Origin of the sequence: Leisingera sp. JC11 (assembly GCF_040704725.1) — a bacterium.
GTDB lineage: Bacteria > Pseudomonadota > Alphaproteobacteria > Rhodobacterales > Rhodobacteraceae > Leisingera.
Map to the genome: position 1 here is coordinate 41,541 of NZ_JBFCVS010000011.1, position 17,827 is coordinate 59,367.

Consider the following 17,827-nt stretch of genomic DNA (forward strand, 5'->3'; position numbering starts at 1 on the left):
GTCTCCGCGGAGGTCTGCGACAAGCGGCTCCAGCCCCAGGCCCCAGAAAGCCGCTTCTCCCGGACGCTCCTGCCAACCGGCAGACCGGCCCGCAACTGAACCCGCTGGCAGCACCCTCTGCCAGTCATACGAAGACCCCGCAATTGCTGCCCCGGCAGCACTGAAACCCTTGAACAGATCGGACAAGAGTATCATGACCCACCCCGCCCAGCCCAAGGCCAGCCACTTCATCAACGGCGAATACGTCGAAGACACCGCGGGCACCCCGATCCCGGTGATCTACGCCGCGACGGGTGAGCAGATCGCCACCGTCTACGCCGCCACCCCCGCAATCGTGGAGCAGGCGCTGTCCACCGCCAAGGAAGCCCAGAAGGCCTGGGCCAAGATGACCGGCACCGAACGCGGCCGCATCCTGCGCCGCGCCGCCGACATCATGCGCGAGCGCAACCACGAACTGTCGGTTCTGGAAACCTACGACACCGGCAAGCCGCTGCAGGAAACTCTGGTCGCCGACGCCACCTCCGGCGCCGACGCGCTGGAATATTTCGGCGGCCTGGCAGGCTCCCTGACCGGCGAGCATATCCCGATGGGCGAGGACTGGGTTTACACCGTGCGCGAGGCGCTGGGCCTGTGTGTGGGCATCGGCGCCTGGAACTACCCGACCCAGATCGCCTGCTGGAAAGGCGCGCCTGCGCTGGCCTGCGGCAACTCGATGGTGTTCAAACCCTCCGAGACCACGCCGCTCTGCGCCCTGAAGGTGGCCGAGATCCTGCACGAGGCCGGCGCCCCGGCCGGCATCTACAACGTCATCCAGGGCATGGGCGAGGTCGGCGGCGCGCTGGTCACCGACCCGCGCGTGGACAAGGTCTCGCTGACCGGCTCGGTGCCGACCGGCAAGAAGGTCTATGCCGCCGCCGCCGAAGGCATGAAGCACGTCACCATGGAGCTGGGCGGCAAGTCGCCGCTGATCATCTTTGATGACGCCGACATCGACAACGCCGTTGGCGGCGCCATCAACGGCAACTTCTACTCCTCCGGCCAGGTCTGCTCCAACGGCACCCGCGTGTTCGTGCAGAAAGGCATCAAGGAGAAATTCCTCGCCCGCCTGGCGGAGCGTACCGGCAATGCCATCCTGGGCGACCCGATGGATGAGGCCACCAGCTTCGGTCCGATGGTCACCGAGAACCAGATGAACATCGTGCTGGGCTACATCGAAAAGGGCAAAGAGGAAGGCGCCCGCGTTGTTTGCGGCGGCAACCGTGCCGACATGCCCGGCTACTACATTCAGCCGACCGTCTTTGCCGATGTGACCGACGACATGACCATCGCGCGCGAGGAAATCTTCGGCCCGGTGATGTCCGTCCTCGACTTCGACACCGAGGAAGAGGTTATCGCCCGCGCCAATGACACCGAGTTCGGCCTGTCCGCCGGCGTCTTCACCAACGACTTCAGCCGCGCCCACCGGGTGATCGGCCAGCTGGAGGCGGGCAGCTGCTTCATCAACTCCTACAACGACGCGCCGGTCGAGGCGCCGTTCGGCGGGGTCAAGGCCTCCGGCGTGGGCCGCGAGAACTCGAAAGAGGCGATCAAGCACTTCAGCCAGGTGAAATCCGTCTACGTCCGCATGGGCGACGTCGAAGCGGCGTTCTGATCGGCATCCGCCTGCAAGCAACGGCCGGGCAGGGCGCCCTGCGCGCCCGCCCAATCTGAAGAAAACGGCAGCAGTCCAGATCTTCCGGCTGCCGGATGGAGAATGGAAATGAACGCGGATTATGTGATTGTCGGGGCCGGCTCTGCCGGCTGTGCCATGGCCTACCGGCTCAGCGAGGCCGGCAAGAAGGTCCTGGTGATCGAACACGGCGGCACCGATGCCGGGCCGTTTATCCAGATGCCGGGCGCGCTCAGCTACCCGATGAACATGCCGCTTTATGACTGGGGCTACAAATCCCAGCCCGAGCCGCACCTGGGCGGCCGCGAGCTGGTCTGCCCGCGCGGCAAGGTGATCGGCGGCTCCTCCTCGATCAACGGCATGGTCTATGTGCGCGGCCACGCAGGCGACTACAACCACTGGGCCGAAAGCGGCGCGGCGGGCTGGTCCTATGCCGACGTGCTCCCGTACTTCAAGCGCATGGAAACCTGGAACGACCGCGGCCACGGCGGCGACCCCGACTGGCGCGGCAAGGACGGCCCGCTGCACGTGACCCGCGGCCCCCGCGACAACCCGCTGCATGACGCCTTCGTCAAGGCGGGCGAGCAGGCCGGTTACCCGGTCACCTCCGACTACAACGGCGAGCAGCAGGAAGGCTTCGGCCCGATGGAGATGACGGTCTACAAGGGCCGCCGCTGGTCCGCCGCCAACGCCTATCTGAAGCCCGCGCTGAAACGTGAAAACTGCGACCTGATCCGCGCCTTTGCCCGCAAGGTGGTGATCGAGGACGGTCGCGCCGTCGGTGTCGAGATCGAACGCGGCGGCAAGGTCGAGGTGATCCGCGCCAATGCCGAAGTGATCCTGGCCGCCTCCTCGCTGAACTCCCCCAAGATGCTGATGCTGTCCGGCATCGGCCCGGCCAAACACCTGGCAGAACACGGCATCGAGGTGGTCGCCGACCGCCCCGGTGTCGGCCAGAACCTGCAGGACCACCTGGAATTCTACTTCCAGTTCGCCTGCAAGCAGCCGATCACCCTGTTCAAATACTGGAACCTGCTGGGCAAGGGCCTGGTCGGGGCCCAGTGGATGTTCACCAAGACCGGCCTGGGGGCCTCGAACCAGTTCGAAAGCGCCGCCTTCATCCGCTCCGACAAGGGCGTGGATTACCCGGATATCCAGTACCACTTCCTGCCGATCGCGGTCCGCTACGACGGCCAGGCCGCGGCAGAGGGGCACGGCTTCCAGGCCCACGTCGGTCCGATGCGCTCGCCCTCGCGCGGCGAAGTCACGCTGGCCTCAAGCGATCCCAAGGACGCGCCGAACATCCTGTTCAACTACATGTCGACCGAGCAGGACTGGATCGACTTCCGCAAATGCGTGCGCCTGACGCGTGAGATCTTTGCCCAGGACGCGATGAAACCGTTCCTCAAGCACGAGATCCAGCCCGGCGACCACCTGCAGACCGACGACGAGATCGACGGCTTCCTGCGCGAGCACGTGGAAAGCGCCTACCACCCCTGCGGCACCTGCAAGATGGGCGCGGCGGACGATCCGATGTCGGTGGTCGACCCGGAATGCCGCGTCATCGGCGTGGACGGCCTGCGGGTCGCCGACAGCTCGATCTTCCCGCGCATCACCAACGGCAACCTCAACGGCCCCTCGATCATGACCGGCGAGAAGGCCTCCGACCACATCCTGGGCCGCCGCCTGCCGTCCTCGAACGCAGAGCCGTGGTTCAACCCGAACTGGCGCGAAGCGCAACGCTGATCCTGTTGCGCTGCCAGCAAGCCGCCCGCCACCTCCCCTTTGTGCGGGCGGCTTTTTGCTGCCGGAATTTTCCCGAAAATCCGCCCGCTGCGGTCATCTTTTGATCCGCGTCAAAGTGGCCGGGCAGGGCAGGCAATAATCTGCAACCGACCCTAGGAAGAAGGAGCGAGCAGGTGTCCAACACTCCCCATGAACTGGCCGAGGAATTCCCGGAAAAAGCGGCGCTGATGAGCCAGCTGAAACAGTCCGACGCGCATTTCGCCAAGCTGTCGGAAGACTACCACGCGGTGAACCGCGCCGTGCATCGGGCGGAAACCAATGTGGAGCCGGTCAGCGCACAGGCCGAGACCGAAATGCGCAAACAGCGCGCCGCCCTGAAGGATGAGATCTGGGGGATCCTGTCCAAGGCGTGATGCCGCCGGATGGCGCAACGGAGAAGGGGTGCCTGCGGCGCCCCTTTTTTGCATCCGGCACGCGGGCCTTCCCCTGTGCGAACCGGCAGCCCGGGGATTCGCGGCCGCCGCATTAGCCCTGAATTGGCAACAGTGCCGGACCGCCCGGCCAACTGGTGAGGATTTACCTCCCGGAACGGGGTAATTTTGATGAATTTAAGGCAAATTCGTCAAAATTGTGACCGGGTGCACTATCTACAAACTACGGCCTGAATTTGTCCTCAGGCCAAAGGGTGCAGCGTAGTGTGCGAAGGAGTAACCCGATGGGACAGATCTATCAGCCGGGGCGCTGGCAGGAGATCGAAGGGGTGCCGTCAGAGGCCACCGATGCCGAAATCCTGGCAGCGGTGCGGAATGTGATCCGGGCGGAAACCGCGGTCCCGGCGCGGCAGGAGCAGCCTGCGCCCGGCCGCGCGCGCCAGTGGCAGCCGGCCCCGGCGGACCAGCCCAAACAGCCGCCCCAAGCAGCCGCCAAGGCGGAACGCGCGCTGATGGCCCGCCTGCTGGACCGTTTGCGCGGCTGATTGCAGCGCTCCGCTCTGCGGCACAGCAGCCTCAGCTTACCTCATAAGGCAGCACGCCGCGCTGGTCGGTGTTGATGGTCAGCCGCCTCTCCAGCGGCGGCACCGAGCGCTGGTGGCAGTCCTTTCTCTCACAGATCCGGCAGGAGATGCCGATCGGCTCATAAGCGCTGTCCTGGCTCACATCCAGCCCGTCGGCATAGACCAGCGCGTCCGCGTGGCGCACCTCGCACCCCAGCGCAATCGCATAGCGCCGCACCGGCGCGCCGAAGGAACCGCCGGGCTTGGACACATCCCGCGCCAGCGAGATATAGCGCACCCCGTCCGGCGTCTCCGCCAGCTGGCGCAGGAACCGGCCCGGGGTTTCAAACGCCCGGTGCACGTTCCACAGCGGGCAGGCGCCGCCGAAACGGGCAAACTGCAGCCGCGTGGCCGAGTGCCGCTTGGTGATGGTGCCCGCCTGATCCACCCGCACAAAGAAGAACGGCACGCCCTTGGCGCCGGGCCGCTGCATCGTCGACAGCCGGTGCGCGATCTGCTCGATCGAGGCGCCGAAGCGGATCGCCAGCAGCTCCAGGTCGTGGCGGCAGGCCTGCGCCGCCTCCAGGAACCGTGTATAGGGCATCAGCGCCGCGCCCGCGAAGTAGTTGGCCAGGCCGATCTTGGCGATGGCGCGGGCCTCCTCGCTCTGGAACTTTGCAAAATCGAGGGTCGCCTCCAGCAGCGTGTTCTGCCGCAAAAGCGCCACCTGCAGCAGCATCTGGAACAGCTGCGTCTGCGGCGCGGAGCGGTTCGACAGATGCAGCACCTGCGCCTCCGCATCATAGTGGCGCAAACCTTCCATCTCGGTCTGCCGCACGGTGATGCCGCCGCGCTCCAGCTCGGCCACCGCCGCGGCGCGGATGTCATTGGTGGCGGCGAAGCGTTCCGCCGCGTGGTCCACCGCGTCGATGTAGTTGTCGCAGTAATGGAAGAAATCGCGCACCTCTTCCCAGGGGCTCGCCTGAATGCGCGCATCCTCCCGCCCCAGCGCCTCATCCAATGAGGCAAGGCGCTCATGGGTCTGCCGGTAGGCCCGGTGCAGCGCCAGAAACGCCCGCGCCAGCGCCGGGGCGTTTGATGCCGTCAGCCGCAGGTCCGCCAGCGGCGGCGCGTCATCGGCAAACACCGGGTCCGCCATCGCCTCGCGCATGTCGCTGACCAGCCGCTCGCTGTCGCCCGCGCTCAGCTCGGTAACATCCATGCCGAATTCCTGCGCCAGCGCCAGTACCACCGTGGTCGACACCGGGCGGTTGTTGTTCTCCATCTGGTTCAGATAGGGCAGGGAGACGCCCAGCTTGGCGGCGAAATCCTTCTGCGTCAGCTCCAGCCGCTGCCGCATCTCGCGCAGCTTGGCGCCGGCGTAAAGTTTCTGAGTGGCCATGAGGTGTGCCTTTGCAAATTCAGCTCCTGCGAAGCGTATAATTGCAAAGGCCGCCCCGCAAGCTTGCGGCGGCGCTTATGCGCGGATCTGCCGCTCCCGCCAGACCACCAGCAGGATCGCCACCAGCCCGCACATGGCGGTGCCGAACATGATCGCCAGCAGCGGCACCGCGGTGGATCCCGGCACCAGCAGCATCCCCGCAAAGGCGCTGAGCGCGGCGCCCGCGCCGATCATGATCGCGCCGCTGAGGCCTGATGCCGTGCCCGCAAGATGCGGCCGCACCGAAATCGCGCCTGCGGTGGCATTGGGGATCGCCATGCCGTTGCCCAGCCCGACAAAGCACATCAGGCCGAAGAAGGTGATCACGCTGTCCGCGCTGGCCATTGCGATCAGCAGCGACAACAGCACCCCGCCGCCATTGATGATGCAGCCCCACAGCACCATGCGGTTGACCCCCAGCCGGGTGGAATAGCGGCCGGAGACGAAGTTGCCGGCAAAATACCCCACCGCAGGCGCGGAGAACCAAACCCCCAGCTCTGCGGTGCTGAGGCCGTAAACTTCGGTGCCAACAAACGGCGCGCCGCCCAGATAGGCAAAGAAGGCGCCGGAGGCCAGGCCGGACGACAGCGAGTAGCCCCAGAAGCGCGGCGAACTCAACAGCTCCGGGTATTCGCGGAACTGCGCCACCAGCGTCTTGCCGCTCTTGTGCGCGGTCTCGCCGAAATCGGTGAAGGTGATCAGCAGCGTCGCTGCGCCGACCAGGAACAGCAGCCAGAAGTTGGCGGTCCAGCCCATCCACTGGTCCAGGAAGCCGCCGATTGCCGGGCCGATCATCGGCACCACCGCCATGCCCATGGTGACATAGCCGATCATGCTGGCGGCCTCGTTGGTGTCATACATATCGCGCACCGCGGCGCGGCTCAGCACCATGGTTGCGGCCACCGCCGTCTGCGCCACCCGGAACATCAGGAACAGCTCCGCCGTCGGCGCATAGATGCAGCCCAGCGTGGCCAGCAGGAACAGCACGATGCTGCCCAGGATCACCGGCCGCCGCCCCATCTGGTCGGAAATCGGCCCGACAAAGATCTGCACCACCGCATTGCCCGCCAGGTACAGCGCTACCGACAGCTGCATCACCCGGTAGTCGACCGCGTAATACTCTGCCATCCCCGCCAGCGACGGCAGATGCAGGTTCATGCCAAGCGCCGACAGGCCTGCCAGCAGGATCAGGGTGAAAATGCGCGGAGGCGTCCGCTGGCCGGCGGCCCTTGTATCATATGTGGACATACCATCCGGTTAGAGCAGTCGGCCGGCGTTGTCCATCGCTCCGCTGTGCGGCAGCGCACAGGGCTGCCGGCAGTCCCGGGGCCGGGGTCCCCTGCGGACCTGCGGGCAATGCCCTCCCGGCCGGAAGGATGCGCCCGGACTTTGCTGATTTTCAACTTTGCCAACTCCGTATGCAAATGGTTTGCAAATTTGCGATTATGTCCTTTGGCTTCGCTGCTGCGCAATATATGGTCGCGCTGAAACTGACAGGGGACATGTGCCATGAAAGACATCCTTTCCGAGCTGGAAGACCGCCGCCAGGACGCGCGGCTGGGCGGCGGCCAGCGCCGCATCGACGCACAGCACGGCCGCGGCAAGCTGACGGCCCGCGAACGGATCGAACTGCTGCTGGACGAGGGCAGCTTCGAAGAGTTCGACATGTTCATCGCCCACCGCTGCACCGATTTCGGCATGGAAGACAACAAGCCGGCCGGCGACGGCGTGGTCACCGGCTGGGGCACCATCAATGGCCGCCAGGTCTATGTCTTCTCCCAGGACTTCACCGTGCTGGGCGGTTCGGTCTCCGCGACCCACGCCCAGAAGATCTGCAAGATCATGGATATGGCGGTGCAGAACGGCGCACCGGTCATCGGCATCAACGACTCGGGCGGCGCCCGCATCCAGGAAGGCGTCGACGCGCTGGCCGGCTACGCCGAGATTTTCCAGCGCAACATCATGGCCTCCGGCGTGATCCCGCAGATCTCCGTCATCATGGGGCCGTGCGCCGGCGGCGCGGTGTACTCCCCGGCGATGACCGACTTCATCTTCATGGTCAAGGACACCTCCTACATGTTCGTGACCGGCCCGGACGTGGTGAAAACCGTGACCAACGAGGTGGTGACGGCTGAGGAGCTGGGCGGCGCTTCCACCCACACCCGCAAATCCTCGGTCGCCGACGGCGCCTTTGAAAACGACGTCGAGGCGCTGGCCGAGGTCCGCCGCCTGGTCGACTTCCTGCCGCTGAACAACCGCGAAAAGCCCCCGGTGCGCCCGTTCTTCGACCAGCCCGGCCGGATCGAGGAAAGCCTGGACACCCTGATCCCGGAAAACCCCAACAGCCCCTACGACATGAAGGAGCTGATCACCAAGGTCGCGGATGAGGGCGATTTCTACGAGATCCAGGAGGATTTCGCCAAGAACATCATCACCGGCTTCATCCGCCTCGAAGGCCAGACCGTCGGCGTCGTCGCCAACCAGCCGATGGTGCTGGCCGGCTGCCTCGACATCGACTCGTCGCGCAAGGCCGCGCGTTTCGTGCGCTTCTGCGACTGTTTCGAAATCCCGATCCTGACCTTCGTCGACGTGCCGGGCTTCCTGCCGGGCACCAGCCAGGAATACGGCGGCGTCATCAAGCACGGCGCCAAGCTGCTGTTCGCCTATGGCGAAGCCACCGTGCCCAAGGTCACCGTGATCACCCGCAAGGCCTATGGCGGCGCCTATGACGTGATGGCCTCCAAGCACCTGCGCGGCGACTTCAACTATGCCTGGCCGACCGCCGAGATCGCGGTGATGGGCGCCAAGGGCGCCACCGAGATCATCCACCGCGCCGACCTCAAGGACGCGGAGAAGATCGCGGCCCACACCAAGGACTACGAGGACCGCTTCGCCAACCCCTTCGTGGCGGCCGAACGCGGCTTCATCGACGAGGTGATCATGCCCCAGTCCACCCGCAAACGGGTCAGCCGCGCCTTTGCCTCCCTGCGGGGCAAGCAGCTGAAGAACCCATGGAAAAAGCACGACAACATTCCGTTGTAACCGCGGAGGTCGAGCGGGGGCTGTCCGCCCCCGCACCCCCGAGGATTTATTAGCCAGATGAAGAGGGATCCCGGCATCTTGTCCCGCAGCCGTTGGCATATCACCCGCACCGAAGGCGCCTTGACGCTGTCGCGCCGTGTGTCTGCGCGTTTCGACGTATCGGCGGAAACGGTGCTGCCGTCAGGCGATCCCCTGCGGCTGGCGCATCAGATCCGTCAGGACATGTGGCGCAAACTGCAGCGCTTGCGCGGCTTCGCCCCGGTGGTGGAAATCTCCGCCGAAGGGCAGGGGCTGCGGGTGCGGGCAGGCGGGCAGGTGACGGGCCGGGTGCCCGCCAATGCGGCCGTACAAATCACCGAAGTTCTGGAAGATCCCGCCCGCCGCGCCCGCTGGGTCCGCCATGCCGGGCGGGGGAAGGGCGCTGCTCTGCCCGATTCCCGCGCAGATGCGAAGGATTCGCATAGAATCGCGGCAAAATTTGACATGAAGAGCGAATCAGCGTCATGATCCGCGCCAGCCGATATCAGACAGCGCGCGCCACTTGCGCAGCGCCTGCAGCTCCGGCCGGAGGAGCCCGGGCGACCGGGGGCCGGAGCTGCGGATATCTGGCGGCCATCCCCTTTGCGCTCCATGCCCTGACCGCCGCAGCGGCGGAGGCGATTGCCGTGCCCTCGGGCCAGCCGGTGACGCTGGCAGAGGTGCTGCTGGACGACGCCCCCGGCCAGCCCGGCGAAACCTGGGCGCGGTTCCGCTTCCTGGCGCCGCAGATCGCCCGCGGCACCGGCACCGTCAGCTATGAATCGGCGGCCCCCGACATGGACCACCTCTGCGGCGCCCTGGCGCTGCCCTATCTGGCCGAACACGGGATCAGCGCGGCGCGGGTGGTGATCTCGCTCTCTGACCGGATGGTGCCCTTCGGCGCCCAGGACTCGGAAGCGACCCAGTTTTTCGAGGCCTACCGCCCCGATGGCGGCGCCTGCATGTGGGAGGCTTTCTGATGTTTCCACAATATCTTGCGGGCCATGGGCCGGGCCGGCGGATTCTTGCGGCATTGCAGCCACAGCACAGCCGCTTGCAGCGATTTGCATGTGACTCGGCGGCAAACCCGGCTATCCTTGGCACGGGCAGCCATCAGGCTGCCTTCGCATTGAGGTTGAGGCATGCGGGTGGCGCAGCCGCCGCAGGTTTCACTATTTTTATCAGGAGACAGAAATGTCCAAAAGCATCAAACTCATCGCCCTGGCAGGCCTGCTGGCCGCCGTCACCGCCTGCGCCCAGCAGGAAGAAGAATTCGTCGTTGTCGAGCCGGTCACCGAAGAGCCGACCTTCACCGGCAAGTACAACTAAACACTACAGGGGTCCGGCCCTGCGGCCGGCCCCCGCCGCCCCGTGGGGTGCCGGACCGGAGGCACCCAAATGCTGAAACACCGCGGGTTCCCGGGCCGCATGCCCGGCACTGATTTCCAATTCACCATCCGCCGCCCCAACCCCAAGGGGGTCACGCCGCTGATCCGGCGCGAGCGCTTCCGCGACCGCAAGAACGTCGACAAGCGTGTCGACCTCACGTTCATGCAGGCGCTGTGGGAGCATTTCGGCGACCAGCCGTTCGAGCGCGGCAACCTTGATGCCGGCCGTCTCAGCTGGCTGTTCGGCCGCGAGGTGATTCCGGCCGAGGATCCGTTTGATCCCGAAAGCTACGAGGCGCTGCTGGTCATCGACGAGGCGGTGGCGCGGGCCTCCTTCCCGGAGGCGTTCGAGTAATGGCGCAGCCCCGGACGCATATCACCGGTCAGGCGGCGCGGCTTCCCGCGCGCAGCCGCTCCCGGCGTCCGGGGCGCGGGCGCGCCTTGCGGCTTTCCCCGGGCCGGGTTTTCGGCGTGAATTTGCACAAGCCCTGCGCGATTCAGCAGGAATTTGCTCAAACCGGCAGCCTTGTATCTCAGGGGCTTACAGCCGCCGCCGCGGCGTGCATCGTGGCCCAAGCAGCGCAGCCACGCTGCTGTGCCGAGCATCTGTTCCGGCCCCTTCGCCTGAACGGGCAGGTACGCGACCCCATCCGCGGCCTGCCCGTCTTTTATCCCCTTCAGGCATTGGCGGAAGCTTGCCGTATCTGCCCCCCGGTGCGGCAAGCCTCCGCGCATCATCGGCTTCTTGCCGATGCAGCGTTGCGCCGCGCTTGCCAGCCTGCAAATTCCGCAGGGACACTCACGTCCCCGGAAGAAGGAACATGGACATGCGGGCAAAATCTCTCATTGCGGCGCTCTCGCTCTGCGGCCTCGTGGCGGCCTGCGGCGACACCACCGGCGAGCGCATCATCTACGGCGGCGGCGCAGGCGCGCTTGGCGCCGCGGTGCTGGACGCCAACCTGGTCACCGGCGCAGCCGTCGGCGTGGCCGCAAACCTGGTCTATTGCGAGCAAAACCCCCGCAAGTGCTGAGGCGCCTGCCGCCGCTCTGAACAGCCGCCCTTCGCGGGCCGCTTCTGACATCGCGCAAACGCCGCGTCCGGGTCTTCCCCGGGCGCGGCGTTTTGCATTCCGGAATACCAAGGAACAAGGGACTGCCTATGTTTGATAAGATCCTGATCGCCAACCGGGGCGAGATCGCCTGCCGCGTGATCAAAACCGCGCGGAAAATGGGCATCAAGACCGTTGCCATCTACTCCGACGCCGACAAGCAGGCCCTGCATGTGCAAATGGCCGACGAGGCCGTCCACATCGGCCCGCCGCCCGCCAACCAGTCCTATATCGTCATCGACAAGGTGATGGAGGCGATCCGCCAGACCGGCGCCCAGGCGGTGCACCCGGGCTACGGCTTCCTCTCGGAGAACTCCAAGTTCGCCGAGGCGCTCGAGGCCGAAGGCGTCGCCTTTGTCGGCCCCCCGAAAGGCGCGATCGAGGCGATGGGCGACAAGATCACTTCCAAGAAAATCGCCCAGGAGGCCGGTGTGTCCACCGTGCCCGGCTACATGGGCCTGATTGCCGATGCCGACGAGGCGGTGAAGATTTCGAATGAGATCGGCTACCCGGTGATGATCAAGGCCTCCGCCGGCGGCGGCGGCAAGGGCATGCGGATCGCCTGGAACGACGAGGAGGCCCGCGAAGGCTTCCAGTCCTCCAAGAACGAGGCCGCGAACTCCTTCGGCGACGACCGGATCTTCATCGAGAAATTCGTCACCCAGCCGCGCCACATCGAAATCCAGGTCCTCTGCGACAAGCATGGCAACGGCATCTACCTGGGCGAGCGCGAATGCTCGATCCAGCGCCGCAACCAGAAAGTGGTGGAAGAGGCCCCGTCGCCCTTCCTTGATGAAGACACCCGCCGCGCCATGGGCGAACAGGCCGTGGCGCTGGCCAAGGCGGTGGGCTATTCCTCTGCCGGCACCGTCGAATTCATCGTCGACGGCGACAAGAACTTCTACTTCCTGGAAATGAACACCCGCCTGCAGGTGGAGCACCCGGTCACCGAGCTGATCACCGGCGTCGACCTGGTGGAGCAGATGATCCGCGTCGCCGACGGGGCCGAGCTGCCGATGCGCCAGGAAGACGTGAAACTCACCGGCTGGGCGATTGAAAACCGCCTCTATGCCGAAGATCCCTACCGCGGCTTCCTGCCCTCCATCGGCCGCCTGACCCGCTACCGCCCGCCGGCGGAAACCGCCGCGGGCCCGATGCTGGTCAACGGCAAATGGCAGGGCGATGCCCCCGCGGGCGAGACCGCGGTGCGCAACGACACCGGCGTCTACGAGGGCGGCGAGATCTCGATGTACTACGACCCGATGATCGCCAAGCTCTGCACCTGGGCGCCGACCCGCGAGGACGCCATCGGCGCCATGCGCACCGCGCTCGACAGCTTCGAGGTGGAGGGCATCGGCCACAACCTGCCGTTCCTGTCGGCGGTGATGGACCACCCGAAATTCATCTCCGGCGACATGACCACCGCCTTCATTGCCGAGGAATACCCGGACGGCTTCGAAGGCGTCGAACTGCACAGCGACGACCTGCGCAAGATCGCCGCCGCCTGCGCCGCGATGCACCGGGTTGCCGAAATCCGCCGCACCCGCGTGTCGGGCCGGATGGACAACCACGAGCGCAAGGTCGGCACCGATTGGGTGGTCACCCTGCAGGGCCAGTCCTTCGGCGTGGTGATCGACGCCGACCGCGAGGGCGCCACCGTCAACTTCGACGGCGGCGGCAGCTACCGTGTGACTTCCGACTGGACCCCGGGCGACCAGCTGGCCACCCTGAACGTGGACGGCGAAACCCTGGTGCTGAAGGTGGGCAAGGTGACCCAGGGCTTCCGCGTCCGCTCCCGCGGCGCCGATCTGGCCGTCAAGGTGCGCACCCCGCGCCAGGCCGAACTGGCCGAGCTGATGCCGGAAAAGGTCGCTCCCGACACCTCCAAGATGCTTCTGTGCCCGATGCCCGGCCTCATTGTGAAGGTCGACGTCGAAGTGGGGCAGGAGGTCCAGGAGGGCCAGGCGCTCTGCACCGTCGAGGCGATGAAGATGGAAAACATCCTGCGCGCCGAGAAAAAGGGCGTGGTGTCCAAGATCAACGCATCCGCCGGCGACAGCCTGGCGGTCGACGATGTGATCATGGAATTCGAATAATGCACCTCGGGGCAGGCGCATATGCAGCCGGGCAGGCGGGTTTTCCCGCCCCGGCGGGCATGCCTGCCCCGCACCGCAGGGTGCCATGCACCGAATCTTCAGTTTTTTCTGCGACACTCACGGCGTTTGACGACCACAAGGTGCCGCATGATCCGTCTCCTGACCTGCCTGCTGTCCGCTCTGGCGCTGCTGTCCGCCTGCGCGCTGGACAAGGAAGAGGCGCTGCGCGCCCAGCTCTCCGCCTGGGTGGAGCTGGGGGAGACATTTTTCTTCGAAAGCTCGATGAGCTGCACCGCGGCGGTGTTCCACACCGCGGAAAACCCGCGCATCACGTCCTTGGTGGACCGCGCCCGCTCGCTCAACACCGGCATGAAGATGCTGGAGGCCGGCAAGCCGGTGATGTTCGCGGTGTCCGGCAAATCCCCCAACGCGGTGACGGAGGACATCATGTCCCGCGACCTGCCGCAGGGGCTGGGGGTGCTGAATTCCGGGCTGGCGGGCGTCAGCTGCATGACCGATCTGGTCAAATCCGTCTATTATCAGGCGATCCGCAATCCCGCGTCCAATCTGGTGTTCGTGCCGGAAACCGGCGCGATGGTGGTCTTGGACAAACAGGCGATGGCGCTGATCTACGTCCGCGGCAACGGCTGACCGGACCTGCCGGGCGGCTTCACCCGCCGCGCCGCTCTTCCACTTCGCGCAGCCGTTCCGGGAACTTGTCGATGGTGCGGGACAGCTCGCGCACCGTCCAGGGGTGCGGCTTGCGCAGCTTGACGCCGCCATCCTTGCCCACCAGCACCAGCATGAAGCCGCGCGGCCGCAGCTTCTTGCGCAGGGCCGATTTGGCCGCCGGATCGGTGTCGGTCAGCACCACCACATCGCGCGTCTTCAGCGCCTCGATGCCCTCCATCAGCCGCTCCATCTGCTCATGGAACCGCGGGTCTTCGGGACTGTCGGCAAACACCACCACCGGGCGGTGCGTCCACTGGAATTCCTCCAGCTCGACGTCATACCCGGGCTGGATCAGCTCCGGCGCACTGCCATCCGCAGCCGCAGCCGCCAGCGGCAGGAACCCTGCCAAAACAACGCTTAGGATTGCTCTCATGATCTCTCCTGTTGTGTTGAATATATGCGCGCCGGCGGCAAATGCGACTGTGAATTCCGCAGCTTGGCGAAAAAACATCATCGTTAACGGGATAATGAGGGGTTACCGGCCATGATCGTGCCATTCCCCTTGACCGGGCTGCGGCCTGCGGCCCTCCATCAGAGGTCCCGTAACGCTATGAAAGTCATCCTGCACACCGGCGCGCACCGCTGCGCAACCACCTCGTTCCAGGAATACATGCGCCACAATGCGCAAGGGCTTGAGAAACAGGGCATCGGCTTCTGGGGCCCGTACCGCACCCGCAACGGGCTGTTCCACGGCATCCTGCCGGGGCCGGCGCCGGTTTCGGGCCGCAACCTGGTGCAGCGCGCCCAGGGGCGCCTGCAGATCCAGATGGCGGCCAGCCGCGATCAGGGTGTCCGGCAGCTGCTGGTGAGCGATGAGAACATGATCGGCTCGGTGCGCCAGAACCTGCGCCTCGGCGATCTCTACGGCGGCGTGGGGGAGCGGATGGCGCGTTTCTCCCAGGCCTTCGGCGGCGCGGTCACCGACGTGGCGCTCTCGATCCGCAGCCTCGACAGCTACTGGGCCTCGGCGCTGGCCTATGCGGCGGCGCGCGGCCGCAAGCCGCTTTCGGAGACCAGCCTCGACCGGCTGGCACAATCGCCGCGCAGCTGGCGCGACGTGATCACCGACATTGCCTGCGCAATGCCCGGTGTGCGCCTGCACGTGCTGCCGTTCGAAACCTTCGGCGCCCGGCCGGAGGTGGCGCTGGAAGCCCTCACCGGCGCTGAGGCGCCGCGCGCCCACGCGCGGGTGCGCCTCAACGCTTCGCTCTGCCTGCAGGACCTGCGCGCCAGCCTGCCGCCCGCAGCGGCGGCTGGGCTGCCCGAAGGCTCCGGCCGCTGGCGCCCCTTCAACGACGCGCAAACCGCATCCCTGCGCGAGGCTTACGCCGACGACATGATGTGGCTGGCAGGCGGGGCCGGCGGCCTCGCCGCGCTGGCCCGCGACCCGGATAAACAGGCGGCGGGACTGAACCCGCCCCGTACCCGACTGACAAGAGGAAGACCTGATGACAAACAAAGACGAATGGCGGGCTCTGGCTGAGAAAGAGCTGCGCGGACGGGCTGTTGACGACCTCAACTGGCAGACGCTGGAAGGCATCGAGGTCAAGCCGCTCTATACCGAAGACGACACCAGGGATCTGCCCCACATGGGCACGCTCCCCGGTTTCGGCCCCTTCACCCGCGGGGTGAAGGCCACCATGTACGCAGGCCGCCCCTGGACCATCCGCCAGTACGCGGGCTTCTCCACCGCGGAGGAATCCAACGCCTTCTACCGCCGCAACCTGGCCGCGGGCCAGCAGGGCGTCTCGGTCGCCTTCGACCTCGCCACCCACCGCGGCTATGACAGCGACCACCCGCGCGTGGTCGGCGATGTCGGCAAAGCCGGCGTGGCCATCGATTCAGTCGAGGACATGAAAATCCTGTTCGACGGCATCCCGCTCGACAAGGTCTCGGTCTCGATGACCATGAACGGCGCGGTGATCCCGGTCTTGGCCTCCTTCATCGTCGCAGGCGAAGAACAGGGCCACGACAAGAGCCTGCTGGCGGGCACCATCCAGAACGACATCCTCAAGGAGTTCATGGTCCGCAACACCTATATCTATCCGCCCAAGCCCTCGATGCGGATAATCTCGGACATCATCGAATACACCTCCAACGAGATGCCCAAGTTCAACTCGATCTCGATCTCCGGCTACCACATGCAGGAGGCCGGCGCGAACCTGGTGCAGGAGCTGGCCTATACCATCGCCGACGGGCGCGAATACGTGCGCGCGGCTTTGGACGCGGGCATGGACGTGGACAAATTCGCAGGCCGCCTCTCGTTCTTCTTTGCGATCGGCATGAATTTCTTCATGGAAATCGCCAAGCTGCGCGCCGCCCGCACCCTGTGGCACCGGGTGATGACCGAATTCGGCGCCAAATCCGAACGCTCCAAGATGCTGCGCACCCACTGCCAGACCTCCGGCGTTTCGCTGCAAGAGCAGGACCCCTACAACAACGTGATCCGCACCGCCTATGAGGCGATGTCTGCCGTGCTCGGCGGCACCCAGTCGCTGCACACCAACGCGCTGGACGAAGCCATCGCGCTGCCCACCGATTTCTCCGCCCGCATCGCCCGCAACACCCAGCTGGTGCTGCAGGAGGAAACCGGCGTCACCAATGTGGTCGACCCGCTGGCCGGCTCCTACTACATCGAAAGCCTGACGGCTGAGCTGGTCGACAAGGCCTGGGCGCTGATGGAAGAGGTCGAGGAGATGGGCGGCATGACCAAGGCCGTCGAGAGCGGCATGCCCAAGCTGCGCATCGAGGAATCGGCGGCCCGCCGCCAGGCGATGATCGACCGCGGCGACGAGGTTGTGGTTGGCGTCAACAAGTACCGCAAGGACAAGGAAGACCCGATCGACATCCTCGACGTGGACAACCACGCGGTGCGCGACGCCCAGATCGCCCGCCTGCAAAAGATGCGCGACACCCGCGACGAGGCTGCCTGCCAGGCTGCTCTCGATGAACTGACCCGCCGCGCCGCATCAGGCGAGGGCAACCTGCTGGAAGCCGCAGTCGAAGCCGCCCGCGCGCGGGCCTCAGTCGGAGAAATCTCCATGGCAATGGAAAAGGAATTCGGCCGCCACCGCGCCGAGGTGAAAACCCTGGCCGGCGTCTACGGCGCCGCCTACGAGGGCGACGAGGGCTTTGCCGCGATCCAGAAATCGATCGAGGACTTCGCCGAGGAGGAAGGCCGCCGCCCGCGGCTGCTGGTGGTCAAAATGGGTCAGGACGGCCACGACCGCGGCGCCAAGGTGATTGCAACCGCCTTTGCCGACATCGGCTTTGACGTCGACGTGGGCCCGCTGTTCCAGACCCCGGCAGAGGCCGCCCAGGACGCCATCGACAACGACGTCCACGTGATCGGCATCTCCAGCCAGGCCGCGGGCCACAAGACGCTGGCGCCGCAGCTGGTCGAGGCGCTGAAGGCGGAAGGCGCAGGCGACATCATCGTGATCTGCGGCGGTGTCATTCCGCAGCAGGACTACGAGTTCCTGTACTCGAAAGGCGTCAAGGCGATCTTCGGCCCCGGCACCAACATCCCGGAAGCGGCCCAGGACATCCTGCGCCTGATCCGCGAAGCGCGCGCCTGACACGAAAACCGCAT

General features: G+C 66.0%; 17 protein-coding genes. 14 read left to right on the forward strand and 3 right to left on the reverse strand.

All coding sequences use genetic code 11. The features are described 5' to 3' along the window. The first annotated feature begins 193 nt into the window (after nt 1–193). The 4 genes from betB (at nt 194) to AB1A62_RS13510 (ending at nt 4,391) form a co-directional block, all read left to right on the forward strand. Nucleotides 194–1,651, forward strand: coding sequence for a betaine-aldehyde dehydrogenase (gene betB / locus AB1A62_RS13495; RefSeq protein WP_366661977.1), 1,458 nt, complete (start codon nt 194–196; stop codon nt 1,649–1,651). A 108-nt stretch (nt 1,652–1,759) separates the two neighbouring features. Further along, a complete protein-coding gene (betA, locus tag AB1A62_RS13500) occupies nt 1,760–3,415 on the forward strand; it encodes a choline dehydrogenase (RefSeq protein ID WP_366661978.1) in 1,656 nt (551 codons plus the stop codon). A gap of 173 nt (nt 3,416–3,588) precedes the next feature. Beyond that, nucleotides 3,589–3,828: a YdcH family protein gene (locus AB1A62_RS13505; RefSeq protein WP_366661979.1), complete on the forward strand. Its 240-nt coding sequence runs from the start codon at nt 3,589–3,591 to the stop codon at nt 3,826–3,828. 302 nt (nt 3,829–4,130) lie between these two features. Next, nucleotides 4,131–4,391 (forward strand): hypothetical protein, encoded by a 261-nt coding sequence (locus tag AB1A62_RS13510; protein WP_366661980.1) that lies wholly within the window; start codon nt 4,131–4,133, stop codon nt 4,389–4,391. Nucleotides 4,392–4,422: 31 nt separating this feature from the next. Here the strand turns inward: AB1A62_RS13510 and AB1A62_RS13515 are convergent, their stop codons facing one another. Together AB1A62_RS13515 and AB1A62_RS13520 are read right to left on the reverse strand one after the other, a co-directional pair. Continuing rightward, nucleotides 4,423–5,811, reverse strand: a complete 1,389-nt coding sequence (locus tag AB1A62_RS13515) for a short-chain fatty acyl-CoA regulator family protein (RefSeq protein ID WP_366661981.1) — start codon at nt 5,809–5,811, stop codon at nt 4,423–4,425. A gap of 75 nt (nt 5,812–5,886) precedes the next feature. Next, nucleotides 5,887–7,098 (reverse strand): multidrug effflux MFS transporter, encoded by a 1,212-nt coding sequence (locus AB1A62_RS13520; RefSeq protein ID WP_366661982.1) that lies wholly within the window; start codon nt 7,096–7,098, stop codon nt 5,887–5,889. A gap of 261 nt (nt 7,099–7,359) precedes the next feature. On the opposite strand from AB1A62_RS13520, the gene AB1A62_RS13525 reads away from it, so the two are divergent. The 8 genes from AB1A62_RS13525 to AB1A62_RS13560 all read left to right on the forward strand — a co-directional run bounded on the left by AB1A62_RS13525 (nt 7,360) and on the right by AB1A62_RS13560 (nt 14,154). Next, on the forward strand, nt 7,360–8,892 hold the full coding sequence (locus AB1A62_RS13525; protein ID WP_366661983.1) for an acyl-CoA carboxylase subunit beta: 1,533 nt from the start codon (nt 7,360–7,362) through the stop codon (nt 8,890–8,892). A gap of 120 nt (nt 8,893–9,012) precedes the next feature. Next, nucleotides 9,013–9,399 (forward strand): hypothetical protein, encoded by a 387-nt coding sequence (locus AB1A62_RS13530; RefSeq protein WP_366661984.1) that lies wholly within the window; start codon nt 9,013–9,015, stop codon nt 9,397–9,399. After that, entirely contained in the window at nt 9,396–9,890 is a 495-nt protein-coding gene (locus AB1A62_RS13535; RefSeq protein ID WP_366661985.1) for a DUF6497 family protein, read from the forward strand. Before AB1A62_RS13530 ends, AB1A62_RS13535 begins: the two co-directional genes overlap by 4 nt. A gap of 214 nt (nt 9,891–10,104) precedes the next feature. Further along, nucleotides 10,105–10,239, forward strand: a complete 135-nt coding sequence (locus AB1A62_RS13540; protein ID WP_302480791.1) for a hypothetical protein — start codon at nt 10,105–10,107, stop codon at nt 10,237–10,239. Between the two features lie 69 nt (nt 10,240–10,308). After that, on the forward strand, nt 10,309–10,653 hold the full coding sequence (locus AB1A62_RS13545) for a hypothetical protein (RefSeq protein ID WP_366661986.1): 345 nt from the start codon (nt 10,309–10,311) through the stop codon (nt 10,651–10,653). Nucleotides 10,654–11,125: 472 nt separating this feature from the next. Continuing rightward, nucleotides 11,126–11,329 (forward strand): hypothetical protein, encoded by a 204-nt coding sequence (locus AB1A62_RS13550; RefSeq protein WP_029204763.1) that lies wholly within the window; start codon nt 11,126–11,128, stop codon nt 11,327–11,329. A gap of 128 nt (nt 11,330–11,457) precedes the next feature. Beyond that, on the forward strand, nt 11,458–13,503 hold the full coding sequence (locus AB1A62_RS13555) for an acetyl/propionyl/methylcrotonyl-CoA carboxylase subunit alpha (protein ID WP_366661987.1): 2,046 nt from the start codon (nt 11,458–11,460) through the stop codon (nt 13,501–13,503). Between the two features lie 147 nt (nt 13,504–13,650). Beyond that, nucleotides 13,651–14,154 (forward strand): hypothetical protein, encoded by a 504-nt coding sequence (locus AB1A62_RS13560; RefSeq protein WP_366661988.1) that lies wholly within the window; start codon nt 13,651–13,653, stop codon nt 14,152–14,154. A 19-nt stretch (nt 14,155–14,173) separates the two neighbouring features. Here the strand turns inward: AB1A62_RS13560 and AB1A62_RS13565 are convergent, their stop codons facing one another. Beyond that, nucleotides 14,174–14,608 carry a DUF4174 domain-containing protein gene (locus AB1A62_RS13565; RefSeq protein ID WP_039148939.1) on the reverse strand — a complete coding sequence of 145 codons (435 nt, stop codon included), beginning with the start codon at nt 14,606–14,608 and terminating at the stop codon, nt 14,174–14,176. Nucleotides 14,609–14,785: 177 nt separating this feature from the next. On the opposite strand from AB1A62_RS13565, the gene AB1A62_RS13570 reads away from it, so the two are divergent. Together AB1A62_RS13570 and scpA are read left to right on the forward strand one after the other, a co-directional pair. After that, nucleotides 14,786–15,718: a hypothetical protein gene (locus AB1A62_RS13570; protein WP_366661989.1), complete on the forward strand. Its 933-nt coding sequence runs from the start codon at nt 14,786–14,788 to the stop codon at nt 15,716–15,718. Further along, nucleotides 15,684–17,813, forward strand: a complete 2,130-nt coding sequence (gene scpA / locus AB1A62_RS13575) for a methylmalonyl-CoA mutase (RefSeq protein WP_366661990.1) — start codon at nt 15,684–15,686, stop codon at nt 17,811–17,813. The genes AB1A62_RS13570 and scpA overlap by 35 nt, the downstream gene beginning before the upstream one ends. Nucleotides 17,814–17,827: the final 14 nt, after the last annotated feature.

Bases quoted from the DNA above. Each gene is read 5' to 3' on its own strand.
- AB1A62_RS13550 (WP_029204763.1), top strand. From the start codon at position 11,126: ATGCGGGCAAAATCTCTCATTGCGGCGCTCTCGCTCTGCGGCCTCGTG.
- AB1A62_RS13545 (WP_366661986.1), top strand. From the start codon at position 10,309: ATGCTGAAACACCGCGGGTTCCCGGGCCGCATGCCCGGCACTGATTTC.
- AB1A62_RS13525 (WP_366661983.1), top strand. From the start codon at position 7,360: ATGAAAGACATCCTTTCCGAGCTGGAAGACCGCCGCCAGGACGCGCGG.
- AB1A62_RS13560 (WP_366661988.1), top strand. From the start codon at position 13,651: ATGATCCGTCTCCTGACCTGCCTGCTGTCCGCTCTGGCGCTGCTGTCC.
- betA (WP_366661978.1), top strand. From the start codon at position 1,760: ATGAACGCGGATTATGTGATTGTCGGGGCCGGCTCTGCCGGCTGTGCC.
- AB1A62_RS13520 (WP_366661982.1), bottom strand. From the start codon at position 7,098: ATGTCCACATATGATACAAGGGCCGCCGGCCAGCGGACGCCTCCGCGC.
- AB1A62_RS13565 (WP_039148939.1), bottom strand. From the start codon at position 14,608: ATGAGAGCAATCCTAAGCGTTGTTTTGGCAGGGTTCCTGCCGCTGGCG.
- AB1A62_RS13570 (WP_366661989.1), top strand. From the start codon at position 14,786: ATGAAAGTCATCCTGCACACCGGCGCGCACCGCTGCGCAACCACCTCG.
- scpA (WP_366661990.1), top strand. From the start codon at position 15,684: ATGACAAACAAAGACGAATGGCGGGCTCTGGCTGAGAAAGAGCTGCGC.
- AB1A62_RS13535 (WP_366661985.1), top strand. From the start codon at position 9,396: ATGATCCGCGCCAGCCGATATCAGACAGCGCGCGCCACTTGCGCAGCG.
- betB (WP_366661977.1), top strand. From the start codon at position 194: ATGACCCACCCCGCCCAGCCCAAGGCCAGCCACTTCATCAACGGCGAA.
- AB1A62_RS13510 (WP_366661980.1), top strand. From the start codon at position 4,131: ATGGGACAGATCTATCAGCCGGGGCGCTGGCAGGAGATCGAAGGGGTG.
- AB1A62_RS13555 (WP_366661987.1), top strand. From the start codon at position 11,458: ATGTTTGATAAGATCCTGATCGCCAACCGGGGCGAGATCGCCTGCCGC.
- AB1A62_RS13540 (WP_302480791.1), top strand. From the start codon at position 10,105: ATGTCCAAAAGCATCAAACTCATCGCCCTGGCAGGCCTGCTGGCCGCC.
- AB1A62_RS13515 (WP_366661981.1), bottom strand. From the start codon at position 5,811: ATGGCCACTCAGAAACTTTACGCCGGCGCCAAGCTGCGCGAGATGCGG.